At 28.8% G+C, this 17,754-nt stretch carries 14 protein-coding genes, 1 other RNA gene and 2 pseudogenes; 4 read left to right on the top strand and 13 right to left on the bottom strand.

What is annotated here, in order from left to right; translation table 11 throughout:
* Positions 1 to 32: 32 nt before the first annotated feature.
* Positions 33 to 1,226 carry a nitronate monooxygenase family protein gene (locus J5A73_RS00845; protein WP_256438644.1) on the top strand — a complete coding sequence of 398 codons (1,194 nt, stop codon included), beginning with the start codon at positions 33 to 35 and terminating at the stop codon, positions 1,224 to 1,226.
* A 77-nt stretch (positions 1,227 to 1,303) separates the two neighbouring features.
* Here the strand turns inward: J5A73_RS00845 and ssrS are convergent.
* From ssrS to J5A73_RS00810, 7 genes are all read right to left on the bottom strand, one after another.
* Positions 1,304 to 1,507, bottom strand: a non-coding RNA gene (gene ssrS, locus J5A73_RS00840) — 6S RNA.
* 61 nt (positions 1,508 to 1,568) lie between these two features.
* Positions 1,569 to 2,246 carry a Crp/Fnr family transcriptional regulator gene (locus J5A73_RS00835; protein ID WP_211615785.1) on the bottom strand — a complete coding sequence of 226 codons (678 nt, stop codon included), beginning with the start codon at positions 2,244 to 2,246 and terminating at the stop codon, positions 1,569 to 1,571.
* A gap of 118 nt (positions 2,247 to 2,364) precedes the next feature.
* A complete protein-coding gene (locus J5A73_RS00830; RefSeq protein ID WP_371813421.1) occupies positions 2,365 to 3,072 on the bottom strand; it encodes an ABC transporter ATP-binding protein in 708 nt (235 codons plus the stop codon).
* A gap of 22 nt (positions 3,073 to 3,094) precedes the next feature.
* Positions 3,095 to 3,853: an ABC transporter ATP-binding protein gene (locus J5A73_RS00825; RefSeq protein WP_211615781.1), complete on the bottom strand. Its 759-nt coding sequence runs from the start codon at positions 3,851 to 3,853 to the stop codon at positions 3,095 to 3,097.
* An 18-nt stretch (positions 3,854 to 3,871) separates the two neighbouring features.
* Positions 3,872 to 5,008: a branched-chain amino acid ABC transporter permease gene (locus J5A73_RS00820; protein ID WP_211615779.1), complete on the bottom strand. Its 1,137-nt coding sequence runs from the start codon at positions 5,006 to 5,008 to the stop codon at positions 3,872 to 3,874.
* Positions 5,009 to 5,042: 34 nt separating this feature from the next.
* Positions 5,043 to 5,939 (bottom strand): branched-chain amino acid ABC transporter permease, encoded by an 897-nt coding sequence (locus J5A73_RS00815; protein WP_211615777.1) that lies wholly within the window; start codon positions 5,937 to 5,939, stop codon positions 5,043 to 5,045.
* 131 nt (positions 5,940 to 6,070) lie between these two features.
* Positions 6,071 to 7,186, bottom strand: a complete 1,116-nt coding sequence (locus J5A73_RS00810) for an ABC transporter substrate-binding protein (RefSeq protein WP_211615775.1) — start codon at positions 7,184 to 7,186, stop codon at positions 6,071 to 6,073.
* Positions 7,187 to 7,820: 634 nt separating this feature from the next.
* Here J5A73_RS00810 and J5A73_RS00805 point away from each other — a divergent pair.
* Positions 7,821 to 8,918: pseudogene (locus tag J5A73_RS00805) on the top strand (RNA-guided endonuclease TnpB family protein).
* Between the two features lie 107 nt (positions 8,919 to 9,025).
* On the opposite strand, the gene J5A73_RS00800 reads toward J5A73_RS00805, so the two are convergent.
* Positions 9,026 to 9,598, bottom strand: a complete 573-nt coding sequence (locus tag J5A73_RS00800; RefSeq protein ID WP_211615773.1) for a porin family protein — start codon at positions 9,596 to 9,598, stop codon at positions 9,026 to 9,028.
* A 339-nt stretch (positions 9,599 to 9,937) separates the two neighbouring features.
* Here J5A73_RS00800 and J5A73_RS00795 point away from each other — a divergent pair, with 339 nt between their 5' ends.
* Together J5A73_RS00795 and J5A73_RS00790 are read left to right on the top strand one after the other, a co-directional pair.
* Positions 9,938 to 10,597 carry an outer membrane beta-barrel protein gene (locus J5A73_RS00795; protein ID WP_211615771.1) on the top strand — a complete coding sequence of 220 codons (660 nt, stop codon included), beginning with the start codon at positions 9,938 to 9,940 and terminating at the stop codon, positions 10,595 to 10,597.
* A 139-nt stretch (positions 10,598 to 10,736) separates the two neighbouring features.
* Positions 10,737 to 11,552 carry a Cof-type HAD-IIB family hydrolase gene (locus J5A73_RS00790; protein WP_211615769.1) on the top strand — a complete coding sequence of 272 codons (816 nt, stop codon included), beginning with the start codon at positions 10,737 to 10,739 and terminating at the stop codon, positions 11,550 to 11,552.
* A 58-nt stretch (positions 11,553 to 11,610) separates the two neighbouring features.
* On the opposite strand, the gene J5A73_RS00785 is transcribed toward J5A73_RS00790, so the two are convergent.
* The 5 genes and pseudogenes from J5A73_RS00785 to J5A73_RS00765 all read right to left on the bottom strand — a co-directional run bounded on the left by J5A73_RS00785 (position 11,611) and on the right by J5A73_RS00765 (position 17,724).
* Positions 11,611 to 12,576 carry an ATPase gene (locus tag J5A73_RS00785; protein ID WP_211615767.1) on the bottom strand — a complete coding sequence of 322 codons (966 nt, stop codon included), beginning with the start codon at positions 12,574 to 12,576 and terminating at the stop codon, positions 11,611 to 11,613.
* Positions 12,577 to 12,726: 150 nt separating this feature from the next.
* Complete coding sequence (locus tag J5A73_RS00780) at positions 12,727 to 13,758, bottom strand: rod shape-determining protein (protein WP_094079314.1); 1,032 nt, start codon at positions 13,756 to 13,758, stop codon at positions 12,727 to 12,729.
* A 343-nt stretch (positions 13,759 to 14,101) separates the two neighbouring features.
* Positions 14,102 to 14,752, bottom strand: a complete 651-nt coding sequence (locus J5A73_RS00775) for a precorrin-8X methylmutase (protein ID WP_211615765.1) — start codon at positions 14,750 to 14,752, stop codon at positions 14,102 to 14,104.
* 21 nt (positions 14,753 to 14,773) lie between these two features.
* Entirely contained in the window at positions 14,774 to 17,116 is a 2,343-nt protein-coding gene (locus tag J5A73_RS00770; RefSeq protein WP_211615763.1) for an endonuclease MutS2, read from the bottom strand.
* A 108-nt stretch (positions 17,117 to 17,224) separates the two neighbouring features.
* Positions 17,225 to 17,724 (bottom strand): annotated as a pseudogene (locus tag J5A73_RS00765) (5-formyltetrahydrofolate cyclo-ligase).
* Positions 17,725 to 17,754: the final 30 nt, after the last annotated feature.

The raw sequence follows: 17,754 nt of genomic DNA, 5'->3' as shown, positions 1-17,754 counted from the left end.
TTTTACAAAAAAATATTGTGGAGGATAAAAAAATGGAAAAAATTGAGAAAATCGAGAAAATTGAAAAAGTAGAAAAAGTAGAAAAAGTAGAAAAAGTAGAAAAAAAAGAAGTAAAAGAAAAAAGAGAATTAAAAGGAATTAAAATAGGAAAATATGAAATCGAAAAGCCAATCGTTCAAGGTGGAATGGGAGTTGGAATAAGCTGGGACAGACTTGCTGGAAATGTTGCCAAAAACGGCTGTCTTGGAACAATAAGTGCAATTTGTACAGGATATTACCAAAATATGAAATTTGTAAAAAAACAAGTAAACGGAAGACCACTTGGGACAGAAAATACCTACAACAGAGAAGCGCTTATCGAAATATTTAAAAATGCTAGAAAAATCTGTGGAGATAAACCTCTAGCCTGTAACATTTTACACGCAATTAACGACTATGCAAGAGTCGTAGGAGACGCACTTGAAGCTGGAGCAAATATCATTGTAACAGGAGCAGGACTTCCACTAGAACTTCCAAAACTTGTAAAAGATTATCCAGATGTCGAAATTGTGCCAATCGTTTCATCAGCAAGAGCGCTAAAAATTATTTGTAAAAAATGGAAAGCCGCTGGAAAAATGCCAGGAGCAGTAATCGTTGAAGGACCTAAAAGTGGAGGACACCAAGGAGCAAAATACGACGAATTGTTTGCGCCAGAACATCAACTAGAAGCAATTCTACCGCCAATAAAAGAAGAAAGAGACAAATGGGGAGATTTTCCAATAATTGCAGCTGGAGGAATTTGGAACAACGATGATATCCATAAAATAATGGAACTTGGAGCGGACGCTGTTCAAATGGGAACAAGATTTATAGGTACTTACGAATGTGACGCAAGTGAAAACTTTAAACAAAACTTGATTAATGCGAACGAAGAAGATATCGTAATTGTAAGTTCTCCTGTAGGTTATCCTGGAAGAGCAGTAAAGACAAATTTAATCAAAACTTTGGAACCTAATTCTAATAAAATCAAATGTATAAGTAACTGCGTTTTCCCTTGTGAGCGTGGAAAAGGTGCAAACAGAGTTGGATACTGTATTGCCGATAGTTTGGGAGATGCTTATTTAGGTAGACTTCAAAGTGGACTTTTCTTCACAGGAGCAAATGGCTATAGATTAAAAGAAATAGTTCATGTCAAAGATCTAATTGAAGAATTGATGACAGGTGTTCAAACTTCTAAAAACATTTAAAAAACATAAAGATAAAAAAATATCCGGAGTATAAAAAATACTTCGGTTTTTATTTTTATCTAAAATTAAAACAAATAAAAAAATCCAGTCTACCGTTCTAATTTGATTTTTGGTTGCCTGTAAATGTTACAGGTGGTAGTCATATTTATAAAAGGTACAGGATCCGTGCAAAGTTTTATTACCGCCGTGATTTTTCTGAAGCGTCTTATAAAGAGATGACCCCATTAAAAAATGAGTAAAGCCCAAAAATATATAATTAGTATCGAATAGACCAGAAATCCATTTTTAATTTATTTAAAAATTTTCTTTACTCAAATAGTATAACTTTTATCACAAAAAATGTCAAACATTTTTTTTAGGAAATTTTTCAAAATCTACATAATAAGTATTTTTATCTATTTTTTTCAATATATTTTTTTTGCACAAACTAGAAATTTCTCTTGAAAGAGCTGGCCGTGTCACATCAAATTTTTTTGCAAGTAAAGATATGCTAGGAAAAAATATTATTTTTTTATCTTTAGAATTTTTTTTAATATAGCTCAAAACTTTTTCACTAATTGTTTTATTCACAAAATTAAACCAAATTCTCTTCGATAAATATTGACTTTTATTTGAAATTTCATCAATAAAATTTAAAAGCAATTTTTCATTTTTTTGAATTAAGCTAAAAAATTTATTTCGATCAATCACAAGCAGCTTTGTTTCTTCCAATGCTATTAAATCAACTGGAAAAGTATTATCTTCCCCAAAAATAAAAGCTGGTGCCAAAATTTCACTTGTTTTTATATGACCTATCACAATGGAATCGCCATTAAACTTCTGCATTTCAGCAACAAGAGTTCCTTTTATTAAAATATTCACATTTGTAATTAAATCACCCCGAAAAAAAATAATTTCATTTTTTTTATAATTTTTTATTTGATATTCAGTTTCTTTTAAAAATGAAGTGACAGATGAGATACTGTAACTATTAAACAGTGGAACTTTTACAAGCGATTGTGAAATATTTTTGATATCCATATTATCACCAATTTCTTTTTTATTTTTTTATTACAAATAATTTTACTATAATATTATTATTTTGTCAAACTATTTATCTAAAAATAAAAATAATGAAAAATTAAAAAATAGGAGGGTATTATCCTCCTAAATATGCTTTTTTTATTTCCGAATTTGTCAAAAGTTCTTTTCCAGTTCCTTCTAGAATTATGCTTCCAGTCTCCAAAACATAACCTCTATCAGCAACTGACAAAGCCATATTTGCATTTTGTTCAACCAATAAAATTGTGACATTGTCTTCTTTATTTATTTTTTTTATTATTTCAAAAATTTCCTGAACTAACAGCGGTGCAAGTCCCATCGAAGGTTCATCTAATAAAAGCAGCGACGGATTTGACATAAGCGCTCTTGCCATTGCTAACATTTGTTGTTCTCCTCCACTCATCGTTCCAGCAAGTTGTTTTTTTCGCTCAGCCAGTCTAGGAAATAAAGAAAACATATGTTCTATATCCTTTTTTATTCCATCCTGATCATTTCTAATAAAAGCTCCCATCTCCAAATTTTCCAAAACAGTGAGTTCTGTAAAAATTCTTCTTCCTTCTGGAACATGAGCCATACCTTTGCTTACAAGTTTATGAGCGACAGTATTTGTCGTGTTTTCACCATTTAGTGAAATTTCTCCAGATTTTATTGGAACTAGACCCGAAATTGCGTGTAATGTTGATGTTTTCCCAGCTCCATTTGCTCCAATCAATGAAACAATCTCTCCTTTTTTTATATGAAATGAAATATTCTTTATAGCGTGAATTACACCGTAATAGACATTCAAATCATTAACTTCTAAAATATTCACAACTCTTCCTCCTTTCTTATTCTCCCAAATACGCCGCAATAACTTCTTTATTTGACTGTATTTCACTTGGAAGTCCTGACGCTATTATTTTTCCAAAATTTAACACATAAAGTCTCTCACAAATTCCCATAACTAAATCCATATCATGCTCAATAAGCAAAATTGCAATTTTAAATTTATCTCGAATAAAACTAATTGTTTTCATCAACTCTTTTGTCTCATTAGGGTTCATTCCCGCAGCAGGTTCATCTAATAAAAGTAACTTCGGATTTGTCGCCAAAGCTCTTGCTATTTCCAACTTTCTCTGTTGTCCATAAGATAAATTTCCTGAAGTTATGTTAGCCATTTGTGCCATATCAAAAATATCTAGTAAATCCAGCGCTTTATCTGTAACTTCCTTTTCTTCACGCCAAAATCTGGGAAGTCTTAATATCGCTTCAAAAGTATTATATTTCATGCTGCTGTCAAGCGCTAATTTTACATTTTCCAGCACCGTCAAATTTTTAAATAATCTAATATTTTGGAATGTTCTTGCAATTCCCGATGCAACTATTTGCGGAGTTGTTTTTTTATTAATACTTGTTCCATTTATAGTAATATCTCCATCAGTCGGTTTATAAACACCTGTAAGCAAGTTAAATATTGTTGTTTTTCCAGCTCCATTAGGTCCAATTAATCCGATTAATTCACCTTCTTTTATTTCAATATTAACATTGTCAACAGCTCTCAAACCACCGAAGGAAATTCCTAAATCAGTCGTTTTAAGTAATGACATATCTCTATCTCCCATTTTTTATTTTTTTGAATTTCTAATTTCTTTAAGTCGTTTTTTTGTTTCGTGAAATGTAAACTCTTTTGTTCCAAAAATTCCTTTTGGTCTAAAAATCATTAGAATAATAAGAATTATTGAATAAATTAAATATCTAAACTGTGAAAAATCTCTCAAAAATTCACTTAACATAGTCAAAATAACTGCTGCAATAATTGCTCCTGTTATACTTCCAAGACCACCCAAAACTACCATAACTAAAATTTCTATCGAAAACAAAAATCCAAATTTATCTGGTGTCAAAATTCCAACATTGTAAGCAAACAATGAACCTCCAACTCCAGCAAAAAACGCTGAAAAAGTAAATCCATAAAGTTTTACACGGTTTAATCTTATCCCTATATTTTCCGCCGCAATTTCATCTTCTCTAATCGACATAACTTCCTTACCTTTTCTCGAAGTCATCGCCATAACGACAATAATAATCGAAATTACAACAATAAAATAAACATTTGAAAATGTCAAAATTCCTTTTGGATTGACATCAAGTCCTATCGCTCCTCCAAGAAAATCCAAATTTTGAATTATATATTTTATAATTTCTCCAAATGCAAGTGTAATAATCGCAAGATAATCTCCTCTCAAACGAAGTGTACTTGCTCCAACCAAAAATCCAAATATTGCCGCAATAATTCCACCAAATATTGAAGTTATAATAAGGTGCATTGTTACAGGTAAATGGTAGTTTACCAATATTTTAGAAATATATGCCGCTGAATATCCACCAATTGCAATAAATCCAGCTTGTCCTAAATTAAGCTGTCCCATAATTCCAACAGATACATTAAGACTCACAGAAAATAGCACAAAAATTAAAATAGTTATATAAATTCCACGAGTGTAGCTAAAAATATCAGTTGGATCAATTGTCAAATTTAAAACTACATAAAGTAAAATAATTGAAATAACTGTAACTACATAATTTTTCAACTTAAATTTATTAAAATAATTCAAATTTCCCCATTTTGACTGTTCTTTGTCTTTTTTCTTTTCTTTATTTTCTATATTTTTTTTATTTTCTTTATTTTTTTTGTTTTCAATTTCATTTTTTGCTAAAACAGTTTTTTCATTTTGAACTTCATTTTTTTCTTTATTTTCCATTTTTCTCTTTTCTCCTCCTTTCTCTTCTCTATAATTAAACTTTTTCTTTCATATTTTTTCCAAACAATCCATTTGGTTTAAAAATAAGTATCAAAATCAAAATTCCAAAAACTATTGGATTTGCCCAAGTTGTAAGGAAAGAACCTTTTACATATGCTTCTAAAAGTCCTAATACATATCCTCCAACCATAGCTCCAGGAATACTTCCAATTCCACCAAATACAGCCGCAATAAACGCCTTCAATCCAGGAAGCATACCCATATATGGCTCAATTTGCGGATAAACAATAGCATAAAGCGCTCCACCAAGTGCACCTAGCCCAGAACCAATTGCAAATGTAATAGCGATTGTTTTATTTACATTTATTCCCATTAACTGTGCTGCTCCTGTATCTTGAGATACCGCTCTAGTCGCTTTTCCAAGTTTTGTCTTCTTAATAAATAAATTTAGCGCAACCATGCAAATTATAGTGACAACTATTACAAAAATAGTTAGCATACTTATTTGAACGACTCCCAAATTTAATTTTTTACTATCTGACAAAAATCCAGGAATATATTTTTGGTCAATTACTTTTGGTGTAGCTCCAAAAATTATAAGTGCGACACTTTCAAGTAAAAAACTCATTCCAATTGCTGTTATAAGCGCTGAAATTTTTGGCGCATTTCTAATCGGTCTATACGCAAAAAAATCAATCACGACACCTAGAATAGCACAAAAAACAATTGATAAAAGTATTGCAATTATAAGTGGCATACCATTTGACACAGCAATAAAAGTTAAATATGCTCCTATCATAAGTATATCTCCATGCGCAAAGTTTATAAGTTTTACGATTCCATAAACCATTGTGTATCCCAGAGCAATCAATGCATAAATACTTCCAGTCTGAAGACCATTGATCGTCTGTTCAATTAAATTTTTTAACATCTTAAACTCCTTCGATTATAACTAATTCGATTACAATTTTTTTATTTATAAATTAAAAAAGTTCAAAATGGTATTAAGAAAATCCTAGTACCATTGAACTTAAAAAAAATTATATTTACAAATTTTCTAAATTAAAATTTTTCTTTTAAAGTAAGTTTTCCATCTTTTACTTCAATAAATGTAACTTTTTTTTGTGGATTTCTGTTTTCATCAAATTTCAATGAACCTGTCAATAAATTATCTCCGCTAAAGTTTTTAATTGCATCTCTAATTGCTTCTTTTGAAGATAAGTCTTTTACAGATTTTAGAGAAGTTTCCAAAATAGTACCTGTATCATATCCAAGTGCCGCGAACATAATTGGATCAGTTTTAAATTCATTTTTATAAGAATTTATGAATTTTTTAGCCACATCAGAAGCGTCATCTGCAGCAAATTGACTGGCAAAAATAGCTCCATTTGCAACTTTTCCAAAGTTAGTCTGGATTCCATCCCAACCGTCTCCTCCCATAAATTGAGAGTTTATTCCAAGTTCTTTAGCTTGAGTTAAAATCAATCCTATTGTGTTATAATAATCTGGAACAAAAATCATCTTTGAATTATAACCTTTAACTTTTGTTAAAACTGCTCTAAAATCTTTATCATCAGCAGTATATTTTTCTTCTTTAATTTGAATTCCTTCTTTTTGAGCTTGTGCTTTAAATGCGTCAGCTAATCCAACTGAATAGTCACTTGTAGAATTAGTCAAAATAGTTACATTATTAAATCCTTTTGATTTTGCATATTTTGCAACAGCTTGTCCTTGATAAGGGTCTGTATAAGTTGTTCTAAACACAAAATCCTTATCTTTTGTTATGTCAAAAGCTGTTCCTGTAGCAGTAATCATAGGAACTTTAGCTTGTTCAGCAAGTGGAGCAATAGCTAGAGAAGGTTTTGAGATAACTTCTCCTACCAAAACATCAATTTTATCTTGAGAAACCATTTTTTTGAAGATATTTACAGCTTCTTGCGTATCTCCTTTACTGTCAGCTTCAACAAGTTCTATTTTTTTCCCGTTAATTCCACCAGCAGCATTAATTTCCTTAACTTTTAATTTAAATCCATTTACAGCTGCAACTCCGTATTGAGCAACATTTCCTGTAAGTGGTGCAATAACTCCAATTTTTATAACATTTGAATCTGCTTTTTTAGATCCACAGCTCATTACAAACAATGCCATCATTGACATTAAAAATAATATTTTTTTCATAATCTCACCTCGTAATTATTTATTAAAAATTTTTTTAAAGTAAATTTTTAAATTTTTACTTTAACAAATGCAGTTATTTTTTATTTTAAATTTTTTTATTTTAAATTCTAACTACATTTACAAGAAATTTTTTATATTAAAAATACTTGCCTCCTTTCTTTATAAATTATCTCCAGTTTCAATAATTATATCATATATTAACTAAAAAATAAATTATTATTTCAATTATCAAAATAAAATTCAATCACAAAAATTACTATTTAAAATAACAAAATAACTAACTTTTTACAAATATTAATCAATTTTTTCTAAAAAAAAACTACCACAAATTTTGTGATAGTTTTTATCTTTTGTACATTTTTCGAGTAAAAAAAATTATTTTTTATTAGTAGTTTTTAGTTATTTGATTTTTAGGTTTAAATTTTTCTTTTTTTATTTTTTAACAAAAGATAGCAAGAAGTCTCCGGCTTCTATAAGCGGGAGATAAATTGCTTTTTTTTTGTAAAAAAAAATTGAAAAAAGAATATATCTATGATACAATTTTTGTATAAAATATTGAAGAGAAGTTATAAATAATAAAATTTCTAAAAAAATAATTAAAATAATATCCAAAATCAAAAGGAGGTGTAATTTCATGAAATATAATTTAGCATTCAAATACAGAATTTATCCAAATAAGGAGCAAGAATTATTGATAAATAAGACTTTTGGATGTGTTCGTTTTGTTTACAATACGATTTTGTATGCTGCAAATAAATTTTATGAAGAAACTGGAAAAAATAAAATAATTACACCTGCCAGTTTGAAAAGTGAAAATCAATTTTTAAAAGAAGTGGACAGTCTGGCACTTTCAAATGCTCAATTGAATGTAAAATGATCGTTTACGAATTTCTTTCAGAAGAGAGCGAAGTTTCCAAGGTTCAAATCTAAAAAGAATAATATTAAAAGTTACACGACAAATTGTGTGAACAATTCGATACGAATTGAGGAAAACAAATATTTGATTTTACCAAAATTGAAAAGAATAAAATTAAAATATCATAGAGAAATACCGAAGGATTACAAGATAAAATCAGTAACATTGACAAACAGTAATGGAAATTACTATATTTCTATTTTGACAGAATTTGAAAAAGAAATTCAAAAAATACCAAGTAGCGATAAAGTAATTGGACTTGATTTTTCGATGTCTGAATTATTTGTCAGTTCTGAAAACCAAAGAGCTGATTATCCAAAATATTTTAGAATGTTGGAAGAAGAATTGAAAAAATTACAGAAATCATTATCGAGAAAAGTGAAATTTTCTAAAAATTGGTATAAACAAAAAATGAAAATATCAAAATTACATGAGTATATCAAAAATTGTCGAAGAGATTTTTTGCATAAATTGTCGAAAAAATTGTCTGAAACATATAATGCTGTGGTTGTCGAAGATTTGAATATGAAAGGGATGAGCCAGGCATTAAATTTTGGGAAAAGTGTAGGAGATAATGGATGGGGAATGTTTTTGAGGACGATTGAGTATAAGTTGATGTTTTTAGGAAAGCAATTTTTGAAGATAGATAAATGGTTTCCATCGTCGAAAACTTGTAGTAAATGCGGAAATATTAAAGAGGAACTGAAATTATCAGAAAGAAGCTATAAATGTGAGTGCTGTGGGATTGAAATTGATAGAGATTACAATGCGGCACTGAATATAAGAGATGTTGGAAAAGAAATGTTGAAATATTAGGAAATAAAAAAACAGGGCAGGGACTGTCCGAAGAGCTTGGTAAATATATTTGGCTAACAAAAGCAGATACTTCCCAAGAAGCTCCCGCTTCTGAAAGCGGGAGTAGTTCACTTTCCTAAATTAAAGTTATATCCTACTCCTAAAGATACTCTTCTATAATTTGCATCTGTTTTATCTCCAGTATTGCTGTTTTTGTATTGACCTTGATTTTCTTTATACATAACTTCTGCATTAAAATTATTGTAATTTACTCCAGCTCCAACTCCATAGTAAAGTCCATTTTTAGCTTTGTAATCATCAATGTTTCCGTTATTTGCAGAATATCCCAAATCTCCTTTTACATATGGTTTTACAGTAGTCGGAGTTTCAAAAGTATATTTTGCAGTTCCGTAAACTGGTACAGAATCATAATTTTTATAATTTTCATCATCTGAATTTTTAGCTTTTACTTTTTTATGCCATTGATAAGCAGTTCCTGCTCCTACTTCCAATCCTGGAGCAACTTCGTATCTGTATTCTGCTCCTATTTCTCCTGCTGTAGCTTTTGCCTTTTCTGAACTATTGTCATAATGATATTTTCCACCTAAATCATATCCACCTTTTACTTCAACTTTTCCAGCATTTGCTGCAAACGAAGCCATTCCTAAAACTAAAAACAATCCCATTAAATTTTTTTTCATAGTAAACACCTTTTCTTTCTTTTCGGTAAACTCTAAATTATCATGTATACTAGAGCTTTCCCTTATTTTTATTAAATTTGTTTAGGAAATCTTACTTTCCTGAACCTAAAGTCATTATACATTAGTTGACTTATAAGTCAATTTTTTTAAAGATATTTTTTCATTAGAAAAAAAGAAGTCAAATCGAATAAAACTGTCTAAATTTCTATCTAAACAAAATAAAAAAAAATATTTAAAAGAAATTAATTTTTGGAGAATTTGACTTGATTTTTAATTTAAATTATGCTATACTTATTCTCGAAAGTTAGTAAAATTATAATTAATTGAAGGAGAACGACAATGAAAAAAATTTTAGTATTATTGACATTAGTTGGATCAATCGCAATGGCTCAAGGAAATATTTATGAATTTAGAGCAGGTTGGGATTTACACAACAGAGCAAAAGATTCTGATAAAGAATATCAAATCAGAAAAGATGTATTAAAAACTGGTCCAGAAGTTTCATTTGAATACAGAAAAGAAGTTACAGATAATCTTGAATTAGGTGGAGGACTTGCTTATAAATACAACAATTTAACTGCTAGAAAAGTAGATGTTGATGAAAAAAAAGTTAGTGTTTCTATGAAAGGTTTACATTCTGTACCTATCTACGCAACTGCAAAATATAACTTTAAAAACGATTCAGCTGTTACACCTTATGTAAAAGCTAAATTAGGATTTGCAGTAAATTCTGGAAAAATTGATTTCCAAAAAATTAATACACCTGGAATAGATGAAACTGCTCAAATGAAATTTAAACACGGATTCTACTACGGAGCAGGAGCAGGAGTTGAATATAATAATTTCGTTGCTGACTTATCATACAATGTAAATACATTAAGAGCTAAATACAACTACAGCTACAACGATTTATTAGGAACTAAAAAAGAATCATCAAGCAAAGAAACTTTAAATCATGGAATGTTGACATTAAGTGTTGGTTATGCTTTGAAAAACTAATAATTTTTAATAAACTTTTTACGAGCCTTTCTTAAAATTTAAGAAAGGCTTTTTTATTGCTTTTAAAAACATTTTTTGGTATAATTTTATTAGTTAAGTTTTCTTTTTTAACAAAATTTATTTTTTTAAGGAGTTTGCTATGAACTATAAATTAATCGCAACTGATATGGACGACACTTTGTTAAATGAATCACAAAAAATTTCAGCTGGAAATGAAAAAGCTATTGTCAAAGCTCAAAAAAATGGAGTAAAATTTGTACTTGCAAGTGGAAGACCTAGTTTTGCAATGTTTGAATATGCAAAAAAACTTCAAATGGACAAATTTGAAGGATATATTTTGGCTTTTAATGGTGGAGAGTTAATTGATTCAAAAAATAATGAAATAGTTTTTGAACAGGGACTTGACAAAAATGATATAAAAACTGTCTATAACGCAGCAAAAAAATTAAATTTAACAATGCTGCTTTACAGAAACGACACTGTTTTTGCCACAAACGAAGCAGATGAAGCACTTGTAGAAGCAAGATTATGCAAAATGAAATTTCAAAAATTTGAATCTTTGGAAGAACTAGAAAAATTTGGTGTTGAAAGAACTGCAAAATGTATGATTGTGGGTGATCCAAAACTTGTTAAAGATGCTGAAAAATATATGAAAAAAATTCATGGAAATGACTATTTTATTGCGATTTCAAAGCCTATTTTTTTAGAAATTGCCAATAAAAATGTGAATAAAGGAAAAACTTTAGCTAGACTTGGAAAAATTTTGGGAATTAAAACTGAAGAAATGATAGCGGTTGGAGATAGTGGAAACGATAAACCACTTTTAGAAACTGTTGGAATGCCTGTCGCCGTTGCAAATGCAACTGAAGAAATTAAAAATTTATCAAAATTTGTATCCACTTCAAATGACGAAAGTGCACTAAAAACCGTAATTGAAAATTTTTTTGATTTCTAATATTAATTTAAAATTTTAAAAAAAATCCTCTCAATTAATCAAGATTGTGAGGACTTTTTTATGCATCATACAATATATTAAAAAAATTAAATAAAATACTTCTAATGTTTACATTATTTCGCACACTATTTTTTATTTCTATCAATTTTTTCAAATCTTTGCTATTTACCATAACTTTTGCACAGATAATCACTTTAGACAAAAAATTTATCAAAAATTCTCTATTTTTTTTCACTTCAATTTCAATTTCGTTTAACATAAAATACACATTTTCCATATCCCAAAATTTAACTTCTTTTACTAAAAATTCAATACTTTTGTTATATTTTATTATTAATTCCAAATAATTTTCAGTTTCTAAATTATAAAATAAATAATTTTGCATATTAACAATATTTTTTAAAATATCTTCAACTGTTTTTATTTCAAACGAAAGATTTTCAAGCGAAATATTTTTTTCTAAATAATTTTTTTTAAATAATTTTATGTCGTTTTCATTTCCATCAAAAAAATCATAAGTTTTTTTATCAACTCCGAGTTCAAGACTAGTTGAACTTTCCAGATGAAATTTTATTGCACGAGATTTTATTGTCGGAATTATATTCAATGTTCTTGACAAAAGTATGAAATAAACATTTTTAGGTGGCTCTTCAATCGTTTTTAATAAAGCATTTGCCGACTCTTTTCTCAAATTTTCCACACCACAAATTATAAATATTTTTTTTGGCGAATTAAATGACGATTCAATCGTCTCATAAATAATTTCCCGAATTTCATCAATTTTTATATTTCCATTATTTTTATTAACAATTTCAACATCAGGATGAGCTAAATTATCAATTTGTTTTTCAATTTGAGTTTTTATATCTTCATTTTTTACATCTTGCGTCATCACCATTTTTGAAAAAACTAAGGCGTAGTGAAGCAAATCAACTCTTTTATCGCCAAAAAAAAGATAACTTGCACTCACTTTTCCAGTTTTTATTTCATTTTTAAAATTTCTTAAAATTTCACTGCTTTTCATTTTATACTTTTCAACTTTCAATACTTAAATTTTAAAAAAATATTTATAAATACAAAAATAAGTCAATAAAAATTTATTTCAACAAAAAATTTTTTTTATAAAAAATCTTTTTTTACTGACTTTTTAAAAACTTATTTCTGTATAATACTATTAATTTTCTTTCATTTGAAGTGTTCGAAGCAATTTTTTATTGTCAAATGCAGCTCCTCCACCTAAAACTACTGAATCTAATGGATTAGGCGATAAGAATACTTTAATTCCAACTTCTTTTTCCATCATATCGATAAAGTTTTTAATTAATGAACCTCCACCTGTCATAATAATTCCATTATCCAAAATATCAGCTGCTAATTCTGGCGGACATTTTTCCAAAACTTCTTTTGTAGCTGCAACTATTTGGAAAAGTGATTCTTCGATTGCTTCATAAATTTCATTTGCGTTAATTTCAACTGTATTTGGAATTCCTGACTCCAAATCTCTACCTTTGATTTCTAAAATTTCAGGATTTTGAACTTCAAGTGCCGAAGCCAATTCCTTTTTAATTTTTTCAGCTGTTCTATCTCCAATTAACAAATTATATTTTCTTTTTACATATTTAACTATATCATCATCAAATTTATTTCCGGCAATTCTTATCGACTTACTTGCAATAATTTCATCTAATGATAAAATAGCAATATCAGTAGAACCTCCACCTATATCGATTACCATGCTTCCTTCAGGTTGTGAAATATCCACTCCTGAACCGATTATCGCAGCTCTTCCTTCTTCTATGATATAAGTCTTTTTAGCTCCTCTTACAGCGTCAAAAAGTGCTTTTCTTTCCACGCTCGTAACTTCAATCGGCACACAAATCATAACTTCTGGTTTAAAAAGTGAATTTCCATAAATTTTGTGAATAAAGTATGTTATCATTTCTTTTGTAGAATCAATATCTGCGATAACTCCATCTTGAAGCGGTTTTATAGCTTGAATACTGTCAGGTGTTTTTCCTAACATTTCTCTTGCTTCTTTTCCTACCGCAATTAATTTTCCTGTCTTTCTATCTCTGGCTACTACCGATGGCTCATTTAATACGATTTTCTTTCTTTGTTTATCATAAATTAAAATATTCGCCGTACCCAAATCAATTGAAATACTTTTGTTTACTCTGAATATTTTTACAAAATCAAATGCTCCCATTATTCCTCCTATACTCATTTTCTTACTAAAATTATTCTTTAATAAAATTACTCTTAATTATTGCAATAAAAATTTGTTTTAATAAATATTGCTACAATAATAATTTATATTTTAACTTCTTAATTATATCATATTTTTTTAGAAAAATTTATTATTTTTTAAAAATTTTCAAAAAAATTTTCACTTTTTCCAAAAATTTACTTTCTAGCCGACAAAATCAAAATTTTAGCTTCAATTTTTTAGTTGATATCATCAAAATCTCTTCAGCCAAAACTTCTAATTTTACAAATTTTCAACTTTTTTTATTTTTTTTTAGTACCAAAATTACAATTTTTTTAACTATTTAATTATTAAAGTATTTATCCCTTTCGTACATCTGATACAAAATTCCGTGCATAACTCCAACTGCAACCGTACTTCCACCTTTAGTCCCATTTGTCCGAATAAACGGCACTTCGTATTTTGAGAGCTCCTTTTTCGACTCTGGACATCCAACAAAACCAACTGGCACTCCAACAATTAATCTTGGCAAATTTTCCTTCTTCATTTTTTCAAGCAAGGTAAAAAGTGCAGTCGGTGCATTTCCAATTAGAAAAATTTTAGTTTGTGGATCTTTTAGTGCTCTTTCAAGTCCAATCATTGAACGAGTCACTCCTTTTTCTTTTGCTTCCTTTGCAACATCAGGATCAGCTACAAGACAGTAGGCTTTAGCACCAAACTTTGCAAGAGCATTTTTATTAAGTCCATTCACAATCATATTCGTATCACAGTAAATTTTACAGTTTCCTTCTTTTAGCACTTCTTCTGCTGATTCTATCGGATCATTTTCAAATTCAACAATATTAGCATAATCAAAATCTCCAGTTGTATGAACGAGTCTTTTCACAATTAGTTTTTCGCTTTCACTAAATCTATCAAGTTTATCTCCTAAAGTTTCAGTTATTATCTCAAAACTTCTTGTTTCAATGGATTTTGGATCTTTTATATATGACATTTTTTTCTCCCAATTTTTTTATTATTTTAAAGTTACAACCGTACAACCAACTCCACCTTCATTTTGGTTAGCGTCTTTAAACTCACTCACATATTTTGAAGTTCTCAAATATTCCTGAATTTTCTTTCTCAAAACCATCGTTCCTTTTCCATGAATTATGTAAACTTCGTTATAACCTGTAAGCATTGCACGGTCAAAATATGTCTCAATTTCGGAAATTGCTTCGTCTGCATTCATTCCACGCACATCAAGTTCCCCACGAACTTGGGAAGTTCTTTTTAATGCGGCAAAATTTTTAAGTCTATTATTTTTTTTCTTTTGAATTTTTACGATGTCATCCATTGACACAACCAATTTTAAAATTCCCGATTGCACTTGAACTCGACCATCTTTTGGCATCACTCTCAAAATTTTTCCATTTTGATTTAAAGTTTTTACCAAAACTTCTTCCCCTTCAGAAAAATCAACATTTTTAACTACAACTTTTTTTTCTTTAATATTTTTTTTCTTGTCAATTATAAACGATTCACGGAGCATGTTTAAACTTCGTTGAGTATTTTTTGCATCTTCTTTTTTACTTTCTTCCTTGCTAATTTTTTCAATTAGACTTTTTGCTTTTGCTTGAATATTTTTCAAATAGTCGTCCGCTTTGTCATAAGCTCTTTTTATAATTTTATTTTTTTCATTTTCTAAATTTACAATTTTTTCTTCATAAAGATTTTTTTGTGTCAAAAGTTCGCTTTTGGAATTTTCAAGTTCCTGAGTCAACAAGTGAAGTTCGTCATTTTTTTCTTTTATTGATTTAATCATTTCTTCAACTTTTCTATTATCTTCACTTATATATTTTTTTGCATTTTCAATAATTTCATCGCTGATTCCATATTTTCTTGCGATTATAAGCGCATTACTCTCTCCTGGAATTCCTTCCAAAAGTCTGTAAGTCGGTGATAAACTTTCGACATCAAATTCCATAGATGCACTTTTTATATTTTCAGAATTAAAAGCGTGTGCCTTCACTTCACTATAATGTGTCGTAATTATTGATGTTATATTTTTTTTATTCAAATAATCAATGATTGACATCGCAAAAGCCGCACCTTCCATCGGATCTGTTCCACTTCCAAGCTCATCTATCAAAACAAGCGATTTACTGCTCGAATTCTCAATAATTTCTTTAATTTTACTGACATGTCCTGAAAATGATGACAGATTTTGCTCCAAACTTTGCTCATCCCCAATGTCAGCCAGTACATTGTGAAAATATCCAATTTCCGTTTTTTCTCCCGCTGGAATTGGAATTCCTGACAAAGCCATTAAAGTTAAAAGTCCTGCTACTTTTAATGTAACTGTTTTTCCACCAGTATTCGGCCCTGTTATAAGCATAATATTTTCACCATTTCCAACTGAAAAATTAATCGGCACAACTTTTTCTTCATCAATCAACGGATGTCTTGCGTCAACCAATTTCAAATATTCTTTATTTATAACTTTTGGCACAACGCATTTTTTATTCACAGAATAAATTGTCTTGGCATTCAAAAAATCAAGCCTTTCCAATATTTCTTTTATTTCTAAAATTTCTTCTTTTTTAGTTTTTACAATCTCTGTCAACCGCAACAAAATTTTTCTAATTTCTTCTCGTTCTCTCGCTTCATATTCCCTAAGTTTATTATTCAGCGAAACAATATTTATTGGTTCAATGTAAACTGTACTTCCAGTAGCCGACCTATCGTGCTCAATACCTTTTATAAGTCCTTTAAAATCTGTTTTTACAGCAATTACATATCTCTCGTTCCTTTTAGTTATAATCCGTTCTTGCACAGCCCTTTGGGTATCTTTATTCGACATCAAATCATCAAATTTTTCTTTTATATTTGCGTTAATATTTTGTTTTTGCCGTCTTACATCTTTTAACCCAAAAGATGCGTCATCTTTTAATTCTCCATTATCATCAATTGCTTCGGAAATAAAGTTCTCAATATCTTTCACTTCCTGTGCATCTGCAAACAAATTCCAAATAGTCTTATATTTATCTCGCACATTTTTAGCTCTCCCTTTAGAAATCCTAAAAATTGCCAAATTTCTCTTAAGCACAGAAAAATCTTCACTACTCAAGTAACTTCCAATAACATCAATTGACTTAAACATTCTCGACAAATCAGCTAAACCTGTAAGTTCCAATCCATCATCAAATTTATAAAAATCTATCATTTCAGACATTAAAACAAGTTCTTTATCTAAAACAGATTTTTCTTTTATAATATCAATGTCCAAAAATTTTTCTTTCGTACTGTCTAAAAGAGCCAATTCCATAAGATCATTAATTATTTTATGAAATTCCAGCACATCATAATTTTTTTTCATTTCTATTCTATCCCCCAATCTTTTTCAAATAATTTAAATAATAGACAAATTATACCATATTTTTAAAATATTCTCCAGTTCCATTATTTCAAAGATTTTTTTATTTTTTTACACAATCACTCTTTTTTCACTGACAACCGCATCAACTCTTACATCATGCTCTTCTGTTGGAATTTTTTCCACAATTTGAAAATCATAACAAACTGCAACACATAAAATTTCTTTTTCATTTTCCTAACTTTCGTCAAAAAATTATCATAAAATCCGCCACCAAATCCAATTCGATTTTTTTCACAGTCAAAACCAATTCCTGGAACAACAATCAAATCCAATATTTTTTCATCACAATATTCTTCGGACGCCGACTCATAATATCCAAATTTATGTAAAACAAGCTCATTTTTATTATATTTATTAATTTTCATTTCTCTTTTAGGAAAAATTTTTGGAATAAAAAAATTTTTTTGAGGATAAAGTTTAAGCAATTTTGTAATATTAACTTCATTTCCCATGTCCATAAAAATCATAATATTTGTAGAATTTTTAACATATTTTTTTAAATTTTCAATAATTAAACTTGTATTTTTTTCAACAGTTTTTTTATCCATTAGATCTCTTTTTTCTAATAACATTTTTCT

The organism is Leptotrichia sp. oral taxon 218 (assembly GCF_018128225.1).
Lineage (GTDB): Bacteria > Fusobacteriota > Fusobacteriia > Fusobacteriales > Leptotrichiaceae > Leptotrichia.
This window is presented reverse-complemented; position numbering and strand designations above follow the sequence as displayed.